The following is a 17975-nucleotide window of genomic DNA, read 5'->3' on the forward strand; positions in this document are numbered from 1 at the left end:
GCCAGCAGGGGTCAGGCGTCCAGCTTGATGAAGGTGGCTTTGGGGACGTATTCGTAGCGGTCGGGCATGCAGGTCAGGATGATGATCTGGCCGTGGTCGCCGGCTCGGCCGAGAAGGGCGCCCATGTCGCGGAGGCGGGCCTTGTCGGACCAGCCGAGGGCGTCGTCGAAGATCACCGGCACGCTGCCTTCGCCGGTGCTCACCAGATGACTGATCGCGAGCCTGGTGATGATCGCGAGCTGCTCCTGAGCGCCCGTCGACAACGCCTCCACCGGCAGCCGTACGCCGTCCAGCTCCCGCTCGGCCACCGCAAGGTCGTCGTCCAGCCAGACCTTGAACGACGGCCCGTACACACTCCGCCCGAGCGACTCGATCCGGCTCTGCAGCGGTTCGGAGTACTTCGTCTGTGCCTCGGCCCGATGCCGGCTCAGCGTCTCGTGCACCCGCCGGGCCGCCTCCGCGCGCCGCCGCAGACTGTCGTGCTCCGCGCGTACGGCGGCCAACTCCAGGTCGGCCACATCGTGCCGGGTCGCCAATCCGTCCCGGCCCGACTGCTCCAGCCGGCCCTCGGTCGTCCGCAAGGCGTCGCGCAACGTGTCCCGCTCATCCTGCAGCCGCTTCGCCACCGCTAACGCATCCGCCAGCTCACCTGCGACCCGATCGGCACCGGCCGCGTCCACCTGCTCCTGTACGGCGGTCAGCTCCTCGAGCACCGCCTCGACCTCAGCCGTCGCCTCGCCCTCCGCGGCGGACACCGCCTCGTCATCGAGCACAGCCCGAGCCGCCTCCAACGCCTCGACCGCGGCGGCCAACCGCTCCCCCGCGAGCTCCGACCGCGCCCGGGCCTGCTGTGCCTCGGACCGATCCTCGTCGGCCGCCTTCCGCGCCTGCGCCGCCGCGAACTCCGCGTCCGCGAGTATCCGCTCGACCTCGGCCAACCCGTCCCGCGCGTCCTCCAGCGCCCGCTGCGCACCGGCCAGATCCCCAGGCGCCGGAGCCGGCAACTCGAAGTCGTCGAACAGCGTGTCGTGCGGCGACGCGAACTCCTCGAACAGCGACATCTGCCCCGGCACGCCCTCGACCGCGGGTTGCTTCCCGTCGGCCTCGTCGGCTTCGTCCTCGTCACCGAGCCGCGCCGTCAGGACCGCGATCCGCTCCCCCGGATCCCCACCGGCCGTCAGCGACTTCTCGGTCCGGCGAGCCTCGTGCAACTCGGCGGACGCGGTGTCGGCCTTGCGCAGCAACTCCCGCGCGGCCGCGACATCGTTCACGCCCGCCTTCTTCAGCAGGTCCTTCTCGCGCCGTACGGCGTCGTCCACCCGCGACCGCAGCGTCGCCGCCTCGCCGCCGGCCCGCACGGTCACCTCGACGTGCCCCGGTACGCCGACGACCAGTTCACCGGAGACCAGCACCTCGGCCGACCCGTCGAAGCCCAGCTCGGAAGGCACGTCGCCGTCCAGCCCGGTCCCCGACAACTCGACCGGCTCCGCGCCAAGCCGCCGTACCAGAACCTCCGGTACGCCGGCCGCCAGCGCGGCCCGGGCCTCGACGACCGCGGCCCGCGCATCCTCCAACGCCGCGACCAGCCCGTCGTCGACCTTGATCCGGTCCAGGATCGTCCCGGCCGCGGCGATCCGGGCGCGGACATCGACCAGCTCGGTCTGCTGCCCGAGCAGCCGGTCGAGCTCGGCGCGGTCCATCAGCTCCGAGACCTGGCGCTCCGCCTCCTGCACATCGGTACGACGGAGGTCCTTGAGCTCGATCACCTCGGCCAGCGCGGCCTCGGCCGCCTGCACGGTCTCCGCGGCGGTCTTGGCGACGAGGTCGGCATCGGCCCGGCGCTCGGCCAGTTCGGCATCGGACTTCGTGAACCGCTCGACCTCGTCGAGCAGGCGTTCGCGCTCGACCCGGGTCCGGGTGTGGTTCTCGAGCCGGGCCCGCGCGGTCTCGGCGCGGTGCCGGACCGAGTCGCGACGGAGCAGGATCTCGTCGGTCGCCTTCTTGCGTTCGCGCAGCTCCTCGACCGACTTCAAGTGATCGAGCGAACGGTTGTCGACATCGGACAGGTCGAGTGTCAGACGCTCGGCGCGGCGGATGTCCTGCTGGACCTCCTCCATCGCCTTCAACGCCTGAGCCGCGGCCAGCTCGGCCGCGGACACGGCCCGCTCGGACTTCGCGAAGTCACCGGTCGGACGACCACCACGCGTCCAGTAGCGCAGGTATTCGTGCTCGACCGCTGACACGAGCGGCATCGACGCACCGTCGACCGGCGTCCCCGATTCGGCGGTCACCGCGGTGATCAACGGCTCGGCGTCGGCCGGCGTTGGCAGCACCAACGACTGGCCCTGGCTGACCATCAGGGTCTGCCACAACACCGGGTCGACGTGCCGGTGGAACAACTGCTCGGCCTCGTTGTGGGCCTCCCGGCCGGTCCACAACTGGCGTCGGCCGTCAGGCTCGACGATGGTCAGCTCGGTCGAGCGGTTCTTCAGCCAGCGTTTGGTGTAGATGAGCTCGCGGCCGCCGAGCGTCAGCTCGACCGTGACCTCCGGGCCGACGTCCTGGCCGACCGGCTGGATGTCGCGGATCCGGGTCGACTTGGAGTCGTCGGGCAGGTCGAAGACCAGTCCGAACGCCTCGACCAGGCTGGACTTGCCGACCTCGTTGTCGCCGACCACCACGGTGGTGCCGAGAGCGGGGAGCCGGACGGTACGGTCCTTGACGCCGCGGAAGTCCCGCAGCGCCAAGCTGTGCAGCCTCATCCCGCGTCCCGCGCCAATCTGTGCATCAACGACAGCGCTGCACCCGCACCCTCGTCGCCACCGGCCAGCGCCTGCCGCAACTCCTCCATCGCAGCCCGCGCCGGTCCGCTCAACTGCAACGCATCGAGATCCGCCGCGTCCGGCGCCGGCCGCACGGTCCAGAACTTCGCCCACCGCTCGACACTCGCGAACACCTCGCCCTGCGCGTCGATGATCGAATCGAGCCGGCTCAGCAGTGGCAGCGGCAGCGAGCCGTCGCCGGCGAGCCGGACATAGGTCCGCTCCTTCTCCGGCAGCTCCGCAAACCAGTCCTCGAGCGCCTGCAGCGACTCCTCGTCGAACAACTCGACCCGATGGTCGACCATGTGCCACGCGCCCACCCGCACCGGCTCGACCTCGATCTCACCACCGCCGACGGTCACCTTGAGCACGTTGCCCGGCGCGTCCTCCTCAGGCGACGTGACCTCCTGCGTCCCGGAGAACCAGATCCGATCGGTCACGCGCGTCGTCGAGTGCCGGTCGCCGAGACCGACGTACTGCACCAGTCCGTCCGCGACCGCGGCCTCCAGCGCGGCCTGATCGATCGTCGGTACGTCGGACATACCGCCGGAGAGACTGGTCAGCTGACCGTGCGCCAGCAGGATCCTCGTCGTACCAGGCTCGGTCGGCGTCAGCTCGGCGTACCCGGGCGCGGCCGGGTCGGACATCGGCCGGCGGGATCGCCAGGGCGCGCCGACGATCTCCACACCCGGCAGGATCTCGAGAGGCCGGCTATCGGTCAGAACGGTCACGTGCGAGGGCGCGTGCGCCTGCCATTGACTCGAGGTCCACAGCGAGCCGGGCTCGAGCGCGTCGTGGTTGCCGGGCAGCAGCACGACCGGGACCGGGATCCGCTTCAGCGCTTCACACGCCCGCAGGATGGTCTGCCGCTCGACCTGGTTGTGCTCGAACACGTCACCGGTGACGACCACGAACGCCGCTCCGGTGGCCGCCGCGACCTCGCCGATCCGCGCGACAGCGTCCAGCCGCGCCTGACCCCACCGGGCCTGGCCGTCCGGCCCCAGGAACCGGCGCATCATCCCCAGCTGCCAGTCCGAACTGTGCAGAAACGTGATCGACTCATCCATCGCGCTGAGAACGCTAACCTGCCCCGCCGACAACCGCCCAACCAACACACCCACCACCCCGACACCGCCCACACTCCGGACACCCGTCCCAGCCGACCTTGGGTGCTCAAGGTGGGGTGAGAGAGTCGCGGAGTGGACGTGTATCTGGAGACGGAGCGGCTCACGCTGCGGCGGTTCGCCGAAACGGACGTTGACCTGCTGACCGCGCTCGACTCGGATCCCGAGGTGATGCGATTCCTGACCGGGCAGCCGACACCGCGGAAGGAGATCGAGAACGTCGTACTCCCGGAGATCCTGAAGGTGTACGACGACCATCCGGAGCTCGGCACGTTCGCCGCCGAGCAGAAGGTCGACGGCGCGTTCATCGGGTGGTTCGGGATGCAACCGACCAGCGAGGTCACAACAGTGGGGGTGGGCTACCGGCTGAATCGGACCGCCTGGGGCAAGGGCTACGCGACCGAGGGCACCAGAGCGCTGATCGACAAGGCGTTCGCCGAACTCGGGATGGAGCGGGTGGTCGCGGACACGATGGCGGTCAACCACCGCTCCCGCGCGGTGATGCGGCGGTCCGGGCTGCGGTTCGCCCGGCTCTACCACGAGGATTTCGACGATCCGCTGCCCGGGACCGAGTTCGGCGAGGTCGAGTACGCCGTCGACCGGCGGACCTGGGAAGCTGGACGACGTGCCTGACGACCGACAGCCGTACGCCGTACTGGACATCGACGCGACCTTGTCCGACACCAGCGAGCGGATCCACTTCCTGGCGAAGCGGCCGAAGGACTGGGACTCGTTCTTCGCGCAGGCGAAGGAGGACGCGGTCCTGGACGAAGGCCTGGCGGTCGCGACCACGCTGGCGGCCGACCACGAGATCGTCTACCTGACCGGCCGGCCCGAGCGGCTGCGGCGCGACACGCTGAAGTGGCTGATGGACAACGGCTTCCCGGACGGCACGGTCTACATGCGCGGCAACACCGACCGCCGTCCGTCGGTGGTGATGAAGCTCGGCCGGCTCAAGCGCCTGGCCGAGGACCGTCCGGTCGCCGTCCTGGTCGACGACGACGTGAAGGTGTGCGCGGCCGCGGAGAAGGCCGGCTACACGGTGATGAGGGCCGACTGGGGACTCGATGCCGAGACCCAGCCGACCCTCTTCGACGCTCAGGAGTCCGAAGGACGGACCTGAGGCCTTACTTGCTCAGACCCACGATCAACTGGTTCGGGTATGGCGGGTAGGCGGACAGGTAGAAGTTCTGCACCTTCGACCCGTGCAGGAACGCGTTGCGCGCGTAGATCAGCGGCACGACCGGCGAGTCCTGCATGATCTGCTTGTCCACCGCGCCCCACATCCCGGCGGCCTTGCCCAGGTCCGACTCGGCCGTCGCCGCCGCGATCGCGGAGTCGACCGCCGGGTTCGAGTAGCGGGAGATGTTGTACCCGCCGTTGCCGATCTCCGACGACGCGAACAGCGGCTGGATGTTGCCGATCGCGCTCGGGAAGTCCGGCAGCCAGCTGGACACGGTCAGGTCGAAGTCCGGCTTGTTCCCGGTGATCAGGTCGGTCAGCGGCTCGGTGTCGAGCGGCTTGATGGTGACCGTGATCCCGGCCCGCTTCAGGCCCTGCTGGATCGCCTGCGCCACCGGGAGGCCGGTCGCGGTCGTGTTGTCGGCGACCAGCACCAGGTTGAGGTTGCTGACGCCGGCGGCCGCGAGCATCTGCTTGGCCTTCTCCGGGTCGCCCTGCGGCGGCGCCGGGAACAGGTCGAACTTGTTGAAACCGTCGATGCCCGGCGTGATCAGGGTCGTGGCGAGCTCACCGCCGTACTCCGGACCGCCCTCGGCGACCTGGACGGCCTGCTTGTCGACAGCGAACTGGATCGCCTTGCGGACCTCGGGGTTGGCGAGCGCGGGGCGCTTCATGTTCATCGCCAGGTACTCCAGGGCGCCCGACGGTGACGTGGCCACGCGGGCCTTGACGGCCGGATTGCCGGTGACCGTCGGGATCAGTGCGGCCGGCACGGAGGTGCCGGTGGTGGCCGCGAACTTGTCGTCGCCGGCGTCGGCGATCAGGCGCTGGTTCACCACGTCGGGCTGCAGGCCCATGTCGAACTCGATGGAGTCCGGCAGACCGGTGCGAGCCTGGTCGGTCGACTTGTCCCAGCCCGGGTTGCGCTCCAGCTCGAGCTTCGAGCCAGGGGCGTACGACTTCACCTGGTACGGACCGCTGGCGACCGGCTTCTCACCGTAGTGCGCCGGGTCGGTGTCGGCCTTCTTCGGCACCGGCGAGAACGCCGGCATGCTGACGATCCACGGCCAGTCACCGAACGGCTTGTTCAGCTTGAAGACGAGCGTGGTGTCGTCCGGCGTCTGGACCGAGGCCAGGTCGCCACCCTTGTACGGGCCGGTGTACTTGTCCCCGCCGACCAGCAGGGACTTGTGGTAGCCGAGGCCACCGGACAGCTCCGGCGCGAACGACCGCTCGATGCCGTACTTGATGTCGGCGGCAACGATCGGCGACCCGTCGGCGTACTTGAGGCCCGGCTTGAGCTTGTAGGTCCAGGTCTTGCCGCCGTCGCTGACCTGACCGGTGTCGGTGGCCAGGTCGGGAACCAGTTGCGCCGCTTTGCCCTGCTCGGTCTTCCACGAGGTCAGGCCGCGCAGCACCAGGTGGATCGTGCTGATCCCGAGGTTCTGGCTCTTGGCCGGGTCGAGGTTGATCTCCTTGCTCGTGGTGAGCACGTGCCAGGTGCCGCCCTGCTCCGCGGCCGCGGTGCTGCCGCCACTGGGGGCGGACTTGTCGTTGGCGTTGCAGGCGGCCGCCGCCAGCACCAACGCGGCCGCTACCGCGACCGCTCGGGTTAGGTGTTTCATCATGTCCTCTCAGAAGGTGGGGGGCTCAGGGAAGTAGCAGGCGGCCCGGTGTTCGGTGCTGCCCTGGACGGGCTCGAGCACCGGTCGTCGGGTGGCGCACACGTCCTCCGCCTTGTAACAGCGGGTCCGGAACGGGCAGCCCGACGGAGGCGCGATCGGCGTCGGGACGTCGCCGGTCAGCACGATCCGGTCCCGCTCGACACCCGGCTCGGGCACCGGGACCGCGGACAGCAAGGCCTTCGTGTAGGGATGGGCCGGCGCCGAGTACACCTGGTCGGCCGGACCTTCCTCGACGATCGTGCCGAGGTACATGACGGCCAGCCGGCTCGCTACCTGGCGCACGACGGCCAGGTCGTGGGCGACCAGCACGTAGGACAGGCCGAGCTCGTCGCGAAGGTCGGCGAGCAGGTTCAGCACCTGGGCTTGCACCGACACGTCGAGGGCGGACACCGGCTCGTCGCAGACCAGCAGATCGGGCTTCACGGACAACGCCCGCGCGATCCCGATCCGCTGCCGCTGACCGCCGGAGAACTCGTGCGGATAGCGGTCGAGGTGCTCGTCGGACAGCCCGACCTGATGCAGCAACTCGACGAGTTGCGCCCTGGTCGGCCGGATCCCTTGGGCGCGGAACGGCGTACTCAGGATGGTGCCGACCGACTGCCGCGGGTTCAGCGACGCCTGTGGGTCCTGGAACACCATCTGGATCTTGCGCCGGACCGGCCGGAGCTTGCGGCCGCGGACCTTGGTGACGTCCGCACCGCCGATCTCGACGGTGCCCTGGGTCGGGTCCAGGAGCCGGGTCGCCACTCGGGCCAGTGTGGACTTGCCGGAGCCGGACTCGCCGACCAGACCGACCGTCTCGCCCTTGCGTACGACGAAGTTCACCCCGTCGACGGCCTTGACCGCCTGGGCCTTGCGCCACGGCACGCCGCGGAGACCGAAGTACTTCTTGACGTTCTTGAGGTGGAGCAGCTCGTCACTCACGTGCTGTGTCGTCATGACATGGCCTCAGGCCGGCGACCCAGATGGCAGGCGGCTTCGTGATCGCCCTCGCCGGGTCGCGGCGTTAGCTCGGGGCGCTCGGTGATGCAGCGTTCGCCGACCAACTGGGTGTAGGCGCACCGCGGCTGGAACGGGCACCCGGTCTTGATCGAGCCGGGCGACGGCGGGGTCCCGGGGATCGTGGTCAGCCGCGGCTGCGGCAGTACGTCGACCCGCGGCATGGCACCGAGCAGACCCAGGCTGTACGGATGCGCGGCCCGGAAGAACAGGTCGCGGACCGTGCCCCGCTCGGCCGCGCGACCGGCGTACATGACCAGAACGTCGTCGGCGACCTCCGCGACCACTCCGAGGTCGTGCGAGATCAGGACGAGCGCAGTACCGAACTCCTCCTGGACGTCGTCCAGGAGGCGCATGATCTGTGCCTGCACGGTCACATCGAGTGCGGTCGTCGGCTCGTCCGCGATCAGCACCCTCGGGTCGTTCACCAGAGCCATAGCAATCACGACCCGCTGCCGCATTCCCCCGGAGAACTCGTGCGGATAACTGTCCGCCCGCCGGGCCGCGTCCGGGATGCCGACCTTGTCCAGCATCTCGACCGCTCGCCGGTTGGCCACCTTCTTCGACACGTCGTGGTGCAGCCGGTACGCCTCGGCGACCTGCCAGCCGACGCTGTAGTACGGGTTCAGCGCGGACAGCGCGTCCTGGAACACGAGCGCGATGTCGTTGCCGCGGATCTTGCGGAGGTCGTCGTTCGGGAGGCCGATCAGCTCCCGGCCGTCCAGCAGCACCTCGCCGGTGATGGCGGCGTTCGACGGCAGCAGGCCCATGACCGCGGCGGAGCTGACGCTCTTGCCGGAGCCGGACTCGCCGACGATCGCGAGCGTCTCGCCGGGCGCGACCGAGAAGTCGATGCCGTCGACGGCCGGGACGAGACCGCCCTCGGTCGTGAACGTGACGTGCAGGTCGTGCACTTCCAGCACCGGCTCAGCCATGGCTCACCCTCGGGTCGAGCACACCGTGCACCACGTCCACCACCAGATTCGCCAGGATGATCAGGAAGGCCGCGAACAGCGTCACGCCGACGACCACGGCCACGTCCAACTGGGCGACCGAGCTGATCAGCAGCTCGCCGAGGCCCTGCATGCTGAACACCTTCTCGGTGACGATCGCGCCGCCGAGCAGAGCACCGAGGTCCAGACCGAACAGCGTCACGATCGGCACGAGTATGCCGCGCAACCCGTGCGTCACGACCACGCGTGCTTGGCCCGCGCCCTTCGCCCGGGCGGTGGTGATGTAGTCGAGGTTCATTTCCTCGAGCATCTGCGCACGGGTGAGCCGGACGTACGCCGCCGCCTGCAGGGTCGCGAGGACGATCCACGGCGTGATCAGGTGCCAGGCCCAGTCGACCGGGCTCTCGGTGAACGGGACGTAACCGTTGACCGGGACCATGTTCAGCCAGAACCCGAAGACCAGGATCGCCAGCAGCCCGAGCAGGAACGACGGCATCGACACTCCGATCAGCGCGAAGCCGATCGACAGCCGGTCGAGCAGCCGGCCGCGGTTGAGGGCGGCGACCACGCCGAGTGACACCCCGACGAGCAGCCACAGCACGGCAGCGCCGAGGGCGAGCGACGCGGTGACCGGCAGCCGGTCGAGGATCAGCGTGGTGACCGGACGGGCCAGCGGGAACGAGTACCCGAAACACGGTGCGTCGCAGTGCACGACCGCCGTACCTTCGCCGTACGTCCGGCCGGCGAAGATGCCCTTGAGGAAGCTCAAGTACTGCTGAAGGGTGCTCTGGTCGAGCTGCATGAAGTGCCGGGCCTGCTCGAGACGGTCCGGCGTACAGGGCTTGCCACAGGCCAGGCGGGCCGGGTCGGCCGGGATCGCGTAGAAGACCAGGTAGACGGCCAGGCTGAGCGCGAGCATCACGAGCAACGCCGCGAACAGCCGGCGGAGGACGAACCAGGTGACGCCGGCCATCTCAGCGCTCCCTCCGCAGCCGGACGTCGAACGCGTCGCGGACGCCGTCGCCGAGCAGGGTGAAGCCGAGGACGGCGAGGAACAGCGCGAACCCCGGGAACACCAGGAACCACGGGTCCGCGCCGGTGTAGACCCAGGCGATCGAATCGGAGATGGATCGGCCGAGGCTCGGTGTCGGCGGTGGTACGCCGACGCCGAGGAAGGACAGTGCGGCCTCGGCCGTGATGTAGCCCGGGATGGCCAGCGTCGCGATCACCAGCACCGGGCCGAGCAGGTTCGGGAGCAGCTCACGAGTGATCACATGCCACCCCGTCGAGCCGACGCTACGGGCCGCCTCGACGAACTCGCGGGCGACCAGGGACTTGGACTGGTTGCGGATCAGCCGGGCCAGGCCGGCCCAGCCGAACACGCTGAGCACCAGGATCAGCAGCAGCCAGCGCGGGAAGGCGGCCGGGACAATGATGCCCAGGGCAATCATGAAGACGAGCTGTGGGAAACCGAACAGGAAGTCCAGCACCCGGGACACGATCGAGTCGTACCAGCCGCCGAAGTAGGCCGCGCTGATGCCGACCAGCGTGCCGACGACCGTGGTGATCGCCGTGACCACGATCGCGATGAACAGCGAGGTGCGCAGCCCGAGGACCACGATCGCGAACAGATCGCGGCCGGTGAGCGGCTCCACGCCGAACCAATGGTCGGCGCTCACCCCGCCGAGCGCGCCTTTCGGGGCGTTGCCGCGGGCCGGATCGAGCAGGTCGATGTGGTACGTGTAAGCGTCCTGCCCGGACAGCTTGACCAGCAACGGCGCCGCGGCCGCGACCAGGATCAGCACGGCGACGAGCACGAAGCCCACCCGCGCACTGCGATCCCGCCGTACCCGGCGCAACGCCTGCCGGGTCGGCGAAACGGTCCCGGCGACCGAGGAACTCACAAGCACTCCCGACAGGTTCGATTCACGCAGCCGACAAACGTTAAGGCCGCATCCTCCCACCACCTCCGTCCCATCCCGAATCCTGAGAAACCCACCTCAAGAACTCCACATTCGGATAGCTGGTCTGGCTCGGTTACCCTCCGCACGTGGACAGCGAGGTGCGAGTCGGTGACCGAGTGGTGCGGTACTCCGTCTATGGCTCTGTGGATGGATCGTCGGCGATGTCCTTCGGTGGATCGCCCAGCACCCGGTGGAAACGGCCGGACGCCGTCCGCGCGATCTCGCAGTCGGGGTTATGGATGGTGATCCCGGACCGCCCCGGGTACGGCGGCTCCACGCGGCAACCAGGTCGCACAATCGCTTCAGTAGTCGAAGACGCTCGTGCGCTGGCCGACTCGCTTGGCTGGGACCGCTTCGCCGTCAGCGGTGGATCCGGCGGCGGCCCGCACGCCCTGGCCTGCGCCGCCCTGCTTCCCGACCGCGTGACCAGGTGTGCCGTGAGTGGCAGCAACGCGCCACCAATCGTCGACGACCCCGAGCCAACCGACGACGACGAGGCTGCCGACCCCCGCCGCAACCGCACCTCCTGGCTCGCGGCCCGCGGCGAACACCACCTCCGGCCGCTGCTCGAGGACACCGCCCGGCGGATCATGGCGGGCATCGAGGCCGGCGGACCGGAGATCCCGCCCGACCCGCTCTCTCCCGGCCCGTCCGCTCCGCCCGCGCGTGACGACCCCTCGGCGATGGCACGTCTCACCGCCACCTTCGTCACCAGCCATGACGGCTGGGTCGACGACCACGTCGCCTTCGCTCGTGACTGGGGATTCCTTTTAGGTGACCTCCGCGTGCCGGTGAGCATCTGGTACGGCTCTGCCGACGAGCGCGCCGCCAAGTACGCCGACATCCTGGCCAGCGAGATCCCCCACGCCGAACGCATCCCCTACACCGGCGGCCACATCCCGCCGCCGGCCGCCTACCGTGACCTCTTGCGCTGGTTGGGCGGGAGACTGGGGGGATGAGTCCGGTAGATGTTGCGCGGCGGCTTGTGGAGGAAGAGTTTCCGGGTGCTCGGGCGGCCTGGCTTGGGGGCAGTGTGGCGCGGGGCGATGCGTCGCCTACGTCCGACCTGGACATCACCGTGCTGCTCGACGGGCCGCCGGCGCCGATGCGGAAGTCGCTTGTGTACGGCGGGTGGCCGGTGGAGTTGTTCGTGCACACCGAGAAGTCGCTGGCGTACTTCTCCGGCAAGGACCAGGAACGGCGCCAGCCCACGATGATGCGGCTCGTCGGCGAGTCCGTCGTACTGCTGGACACCGACGGGTCCGGTGTGCGCCTCCAAGAGAGCTGCCGCGCGGAGGTGGCGGCCGGGCCTACCCCACTCAGCACCGCGGAGCTCGACCTCCTCCGCTACACCATCACCAACCTCCTGGACGACTTGTCCGACGCCTCCGGTGACGAACGCACCGCCATCGCCTCGGTCCTCTGGCAAGACGCCGCTCGCTTGTTGCTGACCGGAGCCCGCCACTGGTCCGGCACCGGCAAGGGCCTCCTGCGAGAAGTCGTCGCCTACGACTCCACGCATGGCACCGACCACGCCCGGGCTCTGATGCAGGGCGTCAGGGCCGACGACGACAGCCTGGCCGAAGAGGTCGACCGCATTCTCGCTGCGTACGGCGGCAGACTCTTCGCCGGCTTCGAACTGGCCGCGACCCCTGAGGCCGGCTGACTTGCTGGCCGAACCAGTCAGGTTCGATGCTGGACCCGATGCCTGGGATGCATGGGATCCGCAGGCCATCGCCGAGTTGCTCGGTGGGATCCGTGCGCGCTGGTTCGTGGTGGGCGGGTGGGCGCTGGACCTGTTCCACGGGCGGCAGACCCGCGAGCACGAGGATCTGGAGATCGCGACGCCGATGTGGGACTTCGACCTGATCCGCGAGCGGTCGGCGGGTTACGAGTTCTTCGTCGCCGGCCGCGAGGGCTTCTGGCCCGTCGACGGCGCCGGCCCGGCGTACTTCGAGTATCAGCAAACGATGGTTCGCGATCCGTCGTCCGGGAAATGGCGTGCCGACGTGATGCGGATTCCCGACGACGGTGCCAACTGGATCTGTTCGCTCGACCGCAGCATCCATTGTCCGTACGACGATGCGGTCGCGGTCACGCCGGACGGCGTACCGTACTTGCGCCCGGAGAAGGTGCTGCTGTTCAAGGGCCTGCAGACCCGGCCGAAGGATCAGGCGGACTTCGAGGCCGCCGCTCCGTTCCTGAGCACGGAGTCTCGGAGGTGGCTGGCCGCCGCCCTTGCCCACACGAAGGGCGACGACCATGCGTGGATCCCAGCACTCACCTGAGGATCGCACTCGGCGTCACGGCGTACGACGGAGCCAACCGGCTCGAGCACGTCCGCGGACTGTTCGCCGCAGGATGGCGTACCTGGGATGCCGAGCCGTACTCAGCACGTCGACTGGATTCTCGATCAGCACGATGGCCGGCTGTCTGGATCGGCGTGCACCCGGTGGGTGCCGGTGGGGTCGACGTGGAATGTGAAGCCGTGGGGTGTGGTCCATTCCAGGGTCTTGGGGTCGATGCGGTGGACGGTCCAGCCGTGGGCGTGGGTCTTGACCCGGTGACCGTACCGGCCCAGCGGCGCGAGATTGGTGGTGCTGGTTTGGCCCGGTGGACCGAGGGGGTCGTAGGGCCGGAGGTGGTCCAGGTCCATGCCGCGGTGGGTTTCTTGGGTGCCGAACGGGAACAGTTCGACGGGGTGGGTGAGCTTGACGCGTTCGCGGATCCGGTCGGGGATTTCGTAGGCGTCGACGCTGACCGCGTCGTTGAGGTCGATGACGGGCTTGACGGTGTACGGGCCGTGGCCGATGAGCTCGGCCAGCTGGTCGGCGAGCAGGGGGCCGATGTGTTCGGCGCGGAGTACGCCGGTGCCGGTGGCCAGGGTGTGGTCGGTGAGGTGGACATAGATCTGGGTCTGGCCCGGACGGACTCGTCCGCGGGTCCGGTCGGGACTATCGGCGCGGTCGGCGCCGGTTCGGGTGGTGTAGGCGTCGTGCTTGATTTGGGCGAGGCGGGCGTGCAGGGCGCGTTGGGCGGCGGCGTTCAGGGGTTCGCCGTCGTCGGGGTCGAGGTGTAGGCCGGGGTCGGAGGGGTCGAAGGGTTCGATCGGCACGGTGTCGGGGGTGTCGAGGGGGTCGGGCAGGTCGCTGGTGCTGGGGTGGGGTGCGTCGCGGTCGGCCTCGTCGTCCGGGCGGCCCTCGTCGCGGACGCTCGCCCGGACGTCGTAGGGGTCTGCCTCGGGGTCCACGGTGTCGGGAGCGGCGATGTCCGGAGCGGTGCTGTCCGGAGCGGTGCTGTCCGGAGCGGTGCTGTCCGGAGCGGTGCTGCCCCGAGCGGTGCTGCCCTGAGCGGTCCCGCCTCTCGCGGCGCCCGGAGCGCTCGTGCTCGGAACGGTGGCGCCCGGCTCGGTGGCGCCCGGCTCGGTGGCGCCCGGCTCGGTGGCGCCCGGCTCGGTGGCGCCGGGCTCGGTGGTACCCGGCTTGGTGGCGCCGGGCTCGGTGGTGCCCGCGGTGGTGCCCGGGGTTCCGGTGGTGGGTGGAGCGGTGTTGTCGTGTGCGGTGGCGTCCGGCGCTGTGTCGGTGGTGCTGTGGAGGTGGTGGTTGCGGGCTTGGGTGAGGAGTTCTTGGGTGTAGCGGGGGTCGGCGAGGATGCCGACCGCGTCCGCGCGGCGGTGCTGGACCGGGCGGGTGTCGCCGAAGGTCTTCAGCGCCTCGGCGATCGCGTCGAGGGTCGCCTTGTTGCGGATCACCGCGCCGGCGGCGGCCTTGATGTACATGGTCTTGGTGCCGTGCTCGTCGCTGTGCCCGACGAACACGCCGCGTTCGCGGGTCTTCTCGGCGGCCTCGGCCCGCGCCAGGTCGGGATCGGTGTGCATCCTGGCGGCCTGGACGATCTTGTTCAGCCGGTACGGGGTGATGGAGTCGATGAGGCTTGCGATCCGTTGGTCGACGTAGGCGGCGGCGTCCTGGGTCAGTTTCGCGCAGTCGGCGACGATGCGGCAGGCCTTCCACGCGGTGGCCTCACCGGCCAGGACCCTGGCCCAGGTGAAGGGGAACCGGTGCCGCAGCGCCAACGCCTGACCCACGTAGTTCGCCGCGACCCGCGGGGAGATGCCGAGCATGACCGCGAACTCGGCGATCGCGAACTCCAGGATCTCCGGGCAGCCGTCGCCACCCAGCACCACCGCCCGTTCGCGGCCGTCGCAGGCACGCCGGCCTGGCCGGGCCGGGCACGCGTCAGGATGGAACCGATCGGCATACACCTGGGCGTGCTCCAGGCGCCGCGCGTCGACCCGCCGGGCCTCGGCGTCGTGGTCGGCGGCCGAGGCCAGCAGGTCGGCCGTCGTCAGCGTCGCCAGGTCTCCTTCGAACATGTGTGCGATTCTACGCACCGCTATCAGGCTGCGGCAAATCCGGCGAGGCCCCGAAATCCCTTATCCACAAGGGAAAACATCACATCGAGACGGCGGGGACGAAGGGATATACGACGACCTCACAGCCGACGATGCATCTCAGGAGTTGGCACCGACAGGTGAGGCTCGCGGTTCAGCGGAGCCGGCGTGAATCGGACGTCCAGTGGGTTAGTACTCCAGTCGTAGACCGTTATGTGCCCTGATCTTGGGGCTGCCTGCCGCTGGAAAACTCAGGTGGCCTCAGCGCACCATCTGGGTAGAGTCGGGCGGTGCCCGAGTTGAAACGACTGAATGCCGGCCATGCCCCGGCGGTCTTGGCCTTCGAGCTGGCCAACCGCGCCTACTTCGCTACCTCGATCTCCGACCGCGGCGACGAGTTCTACGAGCAGTTCACCGACCGGCACAAGGCCTTGCTGGCTCAGCAAGAGGCCGGCATCTGCGCGTTCTACGTGCTCGTCGCCGGGGATGGCTCGGTTCTGGGCCGGTTCAACCTGTACGACCTCGAAGACGGCACTGCCAAACTCGGTTACCGGGTTGCGCAGCACGTCGCCGGCCGCGGCGTGGCGACCGCGACCGTCCAGGAGCTGTGCCGGCTGGCGGCGGCGCGGCACGGGCTGCGCACACTGCGCGCGGCCACCTCCCGAGAGAATGTCGCGTCCCAGAAGGTGCTGGTCAAGGCTGGGTTCGTCTCGGTTGGCCCGGCCAACCCGGCCGACCTCGGTGGTAAGCAAGGCACCTGGTATCAGCGTGACCTAGGAGTCCAGCCGTAGTGCGTGATCTTGCTGGTGGACTTGCCGCGGGAAGGCTGCGGCCACCGCTGCCCGCTGGCAGGAGTCCTTCGAGGTCCTGGGGCCCGGATAGCGGGCCGATTCACGCGGGTGGAGCCCCGTCGCCGGGTACGGGACTTGGTGCTGGGGCCTGCTGCCGGATCTGCCACGCAAGAACTGCTGGTCGATCGGCCGAGTGACCTCGTCGCTCAGATGCTCCAGCACGTACTCACGCACGTCATCACGCGCGCGGTCGGCATCCCCCTGGCCCGGCCGAGCAGGTACTGCATGCCGTCCGGACTCGCCTCCTCGGGCCAGTCAGCCGCCGCGCAGCCGTCTACCGGCGTGCGCGGGGCGCATTTAGACGATTCAATTAGGGCTGGATAGACTGCGGCGGACGGTGACGGCTGCTGGACGGGGGACGATGGCGACGCCCAGCATCAAGGAGGTTGCGCATCGGGCCGGGGTTTCGGTGGGCACTGTCAGCAATGTGCTCAATCGGCCGTGGATCGTCGCGCCGGCGACGAGGCAGCGGGTGCAGGACAGCATCCGGGCGCTCGGGTTCGTGCGGAACGAGGCCGCCCGGCACCTGCGTGCGGGGCGGAGCCGGACTGTCGGACTGGTTGTACTCGACGTCGCGAACCCGTTCTTCACGGATCTCGCCGAAGGTGCCGAAGCGCTGGCCTATGAGCACGACACCGTGGTGATGCTCTGCAACAGCAAGACAGACCCGGTGCGCGAAGGCCATCACCTCGACCAGCTCGAGCAGCAGCGCGTCCTCGGCATACTGATCACGCCGTTCGACAGCACCGATCCCCGCCTGACCGCACTGGTCGCCCGCGGTACGCCGGTCGTCCTGGTGGACCGTGCCGCGGACCGCGGACTGTGTTCGGTGAGCGTCGACGACCAGCTCGGCGGACGCCTCGCCGGGAACCATCTGATCGAGGCCGGCCATCGCCGGATCGCCTTTATCGGTGGGCCTTTCACCATGCAGCAGGTGTCCGACCGGATGGCCGGCATCACCGCAACCGTCGCACAGGCGGACAGCGTCGAGCTCCAGTACTACGAAGTCGACGTGATGGGCGTGGTCGAGGGGCGCGCGATCGGCGAGCAGGTCGCCACGATGCCCGCGCGATCACGCCCGACCGCGGCCTTCCTCGCCAATGACCTGCTCGCCTTGGGCTTCCTGCAGGCGATGTCCGTCGCCGGCCTACGAGTGCCGGAGGACATGGCGATCGTCGGGTACGACGACATCGACTTCGCGCGGGCAGCCGCCGTACCGCTGTCGTCGGTGCGGCAGCCGGCCGAGTTGCTCGGCCGGTCCGCGATGGAACTGCTGCAGGAGGAGGTCGAGGCGGCCGACCGGCACCGCCATCGGCAGGTCATCTTCCAGCCGGATCTGATCGTCCGCGAATCCAGCGACCACACCCGCTGATGCTCTACGAGAACCCACTGGCATCGCCGGACGATCTCGCCGGCTTCCGGATGGAAGGCGACGGCGCCGTCTCGTTCCCGCTCGGCCGGCTTCGCCTGGAGAGCGTGCGCCCGGCCGAGGACGGCCAGGACGCCAACGTGGTGCTCTGGTGTCCCGACGACTTCCCGCCGGATATCACCGTGGAGTGGGACTTCTGGCCCATCCGCGAGCCCGGCCTGTGCATCCTGTTCTTCCACGCGAAGGGCCGCAGCGGCGAGGACCTCTTCGAGCTGAGTCCGCGCACCGGCCCGTACGAGCAGTACCACCACGGTGATCTGGACACCTACCACGTCTCGTACTTCCGCCGCCGCTGGCCGGCCGAACGTGCCTTCCACACCTGCAACCTGCGCAAGAGCCACGGCTTCCACCTCGTCGCGCAGGGCGCCGATCCCATCCCGGGCGTCGAGGACGCCCAAGGTCCTTACAAACTGAGGCTTTCCGTCGACCGCGGCCTGATCACGTTCGCAGTCAACGAGCTGATCAGCTTCCAGTGGTACGACGACCAGCCGCTGACCGGCGGCAAGATCGGCTTCCGCCAGATGGCGCCGCTGATCGGCGAGTACGCGAATCTGCGGATTCGCCCGGCCTGAG

At 69.4% G+C, this 17975-nt stretch carries 16 protein-coding genes; 8 read left to right on the top strand and 8 right to left on the bottom strand.

Features of this window, described 5'->3' with window-relative positions; genetic code table 11:
- Positions 1 to 11 precede the first annotated feature (11 nt).
- Positions 12 to 2762, bottom strand: coding sequence for an AAA family ATPase (locus tag OG555_RS38820; protein ID WP_329478465.1), 2751 nt, complete (start codon positions 2760 to 2762; stop codon positions 12 to 14).
- Entirely contained in the window at positions 2759 to 3889 is a 1131-nt protein-coding gene (locus tag OG555_RS38825; protein ID WP_329478467.1) for a metallophosphoesterase family protein, read from the bottom strand. The genes OG555_RS38820 and OG555_RS38825 overlap by 4 nt, the downstream gene beginning before the upstream one ends.
- 132 nt (positions 3890 to 4021) lie before the next feature.
- Here OG555_RS38825 and OG555_RS38830 point away from each other — a divergent pair, with 132 nt between their 5' ends.
- Both OG555_RS38830 and OG555_RS38835 read left to right on the top strand, forming a co-directional pair.
- A complete protein-coding gene (locus OG555_RS38830) occupies positions 4022 to 4579 on the top strand; it encodes a GNAT family N-acetyltransferase (protein WP_329478470.1) in 558 nt (185 codons plus the stop codon).
- A complete protein-coding gene (locus tag OG555_RS38835) occupies positions 4572 to 5069 on the top strand; it encodes a phosphatase domain-containing protein (protein ID WP_329478472.1) in 498 nt (165 codons plus the stop codon). The genes OG555_RS38830 and OG555_RS38835 overlap by 8 nt, the downstream gene beginning before the upstream one ends.
- A 4-nt stretch (positions 5070 to 5073) precedes the next feature.
- Here OG555_RS38835 and OG555_RS38840 read toward each other — a convergent pair whose 3' ends face one another.
- From OG555_RS38840 to OG555_RS38860, 5 genes are read right to left on the bottom strand one after another with little or no spacing between them, the layout of a single operon-like run.
- Positions 5074 to 6756, bottom strand: coding sequence for an ABC transporter substrate-binding protein (locus tag OG555_RS38840; RefSeq protein WP_329478474.1), 1683 nt, complete (start codon positions 6754 to 6756; stop codon positions 5074 to 5076).
- A gap of 6 nt (positions 6757 to 6762) precedes the next feature.
- Positions 6763 to 7752, bottom strand: a complete 990-nt coding sequence (locus tag OG555_RS38845) for an ABC transporter ATP-binding protein (RefSeq protein WP_329478476.1) — start codon at positions 7750 to 7752, stop codon at positions 6763 to 6765.
- Positions 7749 to 8747 (bottom strand): ABC transporter ATP-binding protein, encoded by a 999-nt coding sequence (locus OG555_RS38850; RefSeq protein ID WP_329478478.1) that lies wholly within the window; start codon positions 8745 to 8747, stop codon positions 7749 to 7751. Before OG555_RS38850 ends, OG555_RS38845 begins: the two co-directional genes overlap by 4 nt.
- Positions 8740 to 9738 (bottom strand): ABC transporter permease, encoded by a 999-nt coding sequence (locus tag OG555_RS38855; RefSeq protein ID WP_329478481.1) that lies wholly within the window; start codon positions 9736 to 9738, stop codon positions 8740 to 8742. Before OG555_RS38855 ends, OG555_RS38850 begins: the two co-directional genes overlap by 8 nt.
- A gap of 1 nt (position 9739) precedes the next feature.
- Positions 9740 to 10669 (bottom strand): ABC transporter permease, encoded by a 930-nt coding sequence (locus OG555_RS38860; RefSeq protein WP_329478483.1) that lies wholly within the window; start codon positions 10667 to 10669, stop codon positions 9740 to 9742.
- 146 nt (positions 10670 to 10815) lie between these two features.
- Here OG555_RS38860 and OG555_RS38865 point away from each other — a divergent pair, with 146 nt between their 5' ends.
- Genes OG555_RS38865 through OG555_RS38875 form a run of 3 tightly spaced genes read left to right on the top strand, consistent with a single transcriptional unit; the run spans position 10816 to position 13017 of the window.
- Positions 10816 to 11688, top strand: a complete 873-nt coding sequence (locus OG555_RS38865; RefSeq protein ID WP_329478485.1) for an alpha/beta fold hydrolase — start codon at positions 10816 to 10818, stop codon at positions 11686 to 11688.
- Complete coding sequence (locus tag OG555_RS38870) at positions 11685 to 12395, top strand: nucleotidyltransferase domain-containing protein (RefSeq protein WP_329478487.1); 711 nt, start codon at positions 11685 to 11687, stop codon at positions 12393 to 12395. The genes OG555_RS38865 and OG555_RS38870 overlap by 4 nt, the downstream gene beginning before the upstream one ends.
- Position 12396: 1 nt before the next feature.
- Positions 12397 to 13017 carry a nucleotidyltransferase domain-containing protein gene (locus OG555_RS38875; RefSeq protein ID WP_329478489.1) on the top strand — a complete coding sequence of 207 codons (621 nt, stop codon included), beginning with the start codon at positions 12397 to 12399 and terminating at the stop codon, positions 13015 to 13017.
- 125 nt (positions 13018 to 13142) lie between these two features.
- Here OG555_RS38875 and OG555_RS38880 read toward each other — a convergent pair whose 3' ends face one another.
- Entirely contained in the window at positions 13143 to 15104 is a 1962-nt protein-coding gene (locus tag OG555_RS38880; RefSeq protein WP_329478491.1) for a hypothetical protein, read from the bottom strand.
- 308 nt (positions 15105 to 15412) lie between these two features.
- On the opposite strand from OG555_RS38880, the gene OG555_RS38885 reads away from it, so the two are divergent.
- From OG555_RS38885 to OG555_RS38895, 3 genes are all read left to right on the top strand, one after another.
- The gene (locus OG555_RS38885) at positions 15413 to 15913 is read left to right on the top strand and encodes a GNAT family N-acetyltransferase (RefSeq protein ID WP_329478493.1); all 501 of its coding nucleotides are present in this window, start codon (positions 15413 to 15415) and stop codon (positions 15911 to 15913) included.
- A 397-nt stretch (positions 15914 to 16310) separates the two neighbouring features.
- Positions 16311 to 17345: a LacI family DNA-binding transcriptional regulator gene (locus OG555_RS38890; protein ID WP_329478495.1), complete on the top strand. Its 1035-nt coding sequence runs from the start codon at positions 16311 to 16313 to the stop codon at positions 17343 to 17345.
- The gene (locus OG555_RS38895; protein ID WP_329478497.1) at positions 17345 to 17974 is read left to right on the top strand and encodes a DUF1961 family protein; all 630 of its coding nucleotides are present in this window, start codon (positions 17345 to 17347) and stop codon (positions 17972 to 17974) included. The genes OG555_RS38890 and OG555_RS38895 overlap by 1 nt, the downstream gene beginning before the upstream one ends.
- The last annotated feature ends 1 nt before the right edge of the window (position 17975 follow it).

This window comes from Kribbella sp. NBC_01484 (assembly GCF_036227145.1).
Classification (GTDB): domain Bacteria; phylum Actinomycetota; class Actinomycetes; order Propionibacteriales; family Kribbellaceae; genus Kribbella.

Bases quoted from the DNA above. Each gene is read 5' to 3' on its own strand.
- OG555_RS38820 (WP_329478465.1), bottom strand. From the start codon at position 2,762: ATGAGGCTGCACAGCTTGGCGCTGCGGGACTTCCGCGGCGTCAAGGAC.
- OG555_RS38825 (WP_329478467.1), bottom strand. From the start codon at position 3,889: ATGGATGAGTCGATCACGTTTCTGCACAGTTCGGACTGGCAGCTGGGG.
- OG555_RS38840 (WP_329478474.1), bottom strand. From the start codon at position 6,756: ATGATGAAACACCTAACCCGAGCGGTCGCGGTAGCGGCCGCGTTGGTG.
- OG555_RS38845 (WP_329478476.1), bottom strand. From the start codon at position 7,752: ATGACGACACAGCACGTGAGTGACGAGCTGCTCCACCTCAAGAACGTC.
- OG555_RS38850 (WP_329478478.1), bottom strand. From the start codon at position 8,747: ATGGCTGAGCCGGTGCTGGAAGTGCACGACCTGCACGTCACGTTCACG.
- OG555_RS38855 (WP_329478481.1), bottom strand. From the start codon at position 9,738: ATGGCCGGCGTCACCTGGTTCGTCCTCCGCCGGCTGTTCGCGGCGTTG.
- OG555_RS38870 (WP_329478487.1), top strand. From the start codon at position 11,685: ATGAGTCCGGTAGATGTTGCGCGGCGGCTTGTGGAGGAAGAGTTTCCG.
- OG555_RS38880 (WP_329478491.1), bottom strand. From the start codon at position 15,104: ATGTTCGAAGGAGACCTGGCGACGCTGACGACGGCCGACCTGCTGGCC.
- OG555_RS38895 (WP_329478497.1), top strand. From the start codon at position 17,345: ATGCTCTACGAGAACCCACTGGCATCGCCGGACGATCTCGCCGGCTTC.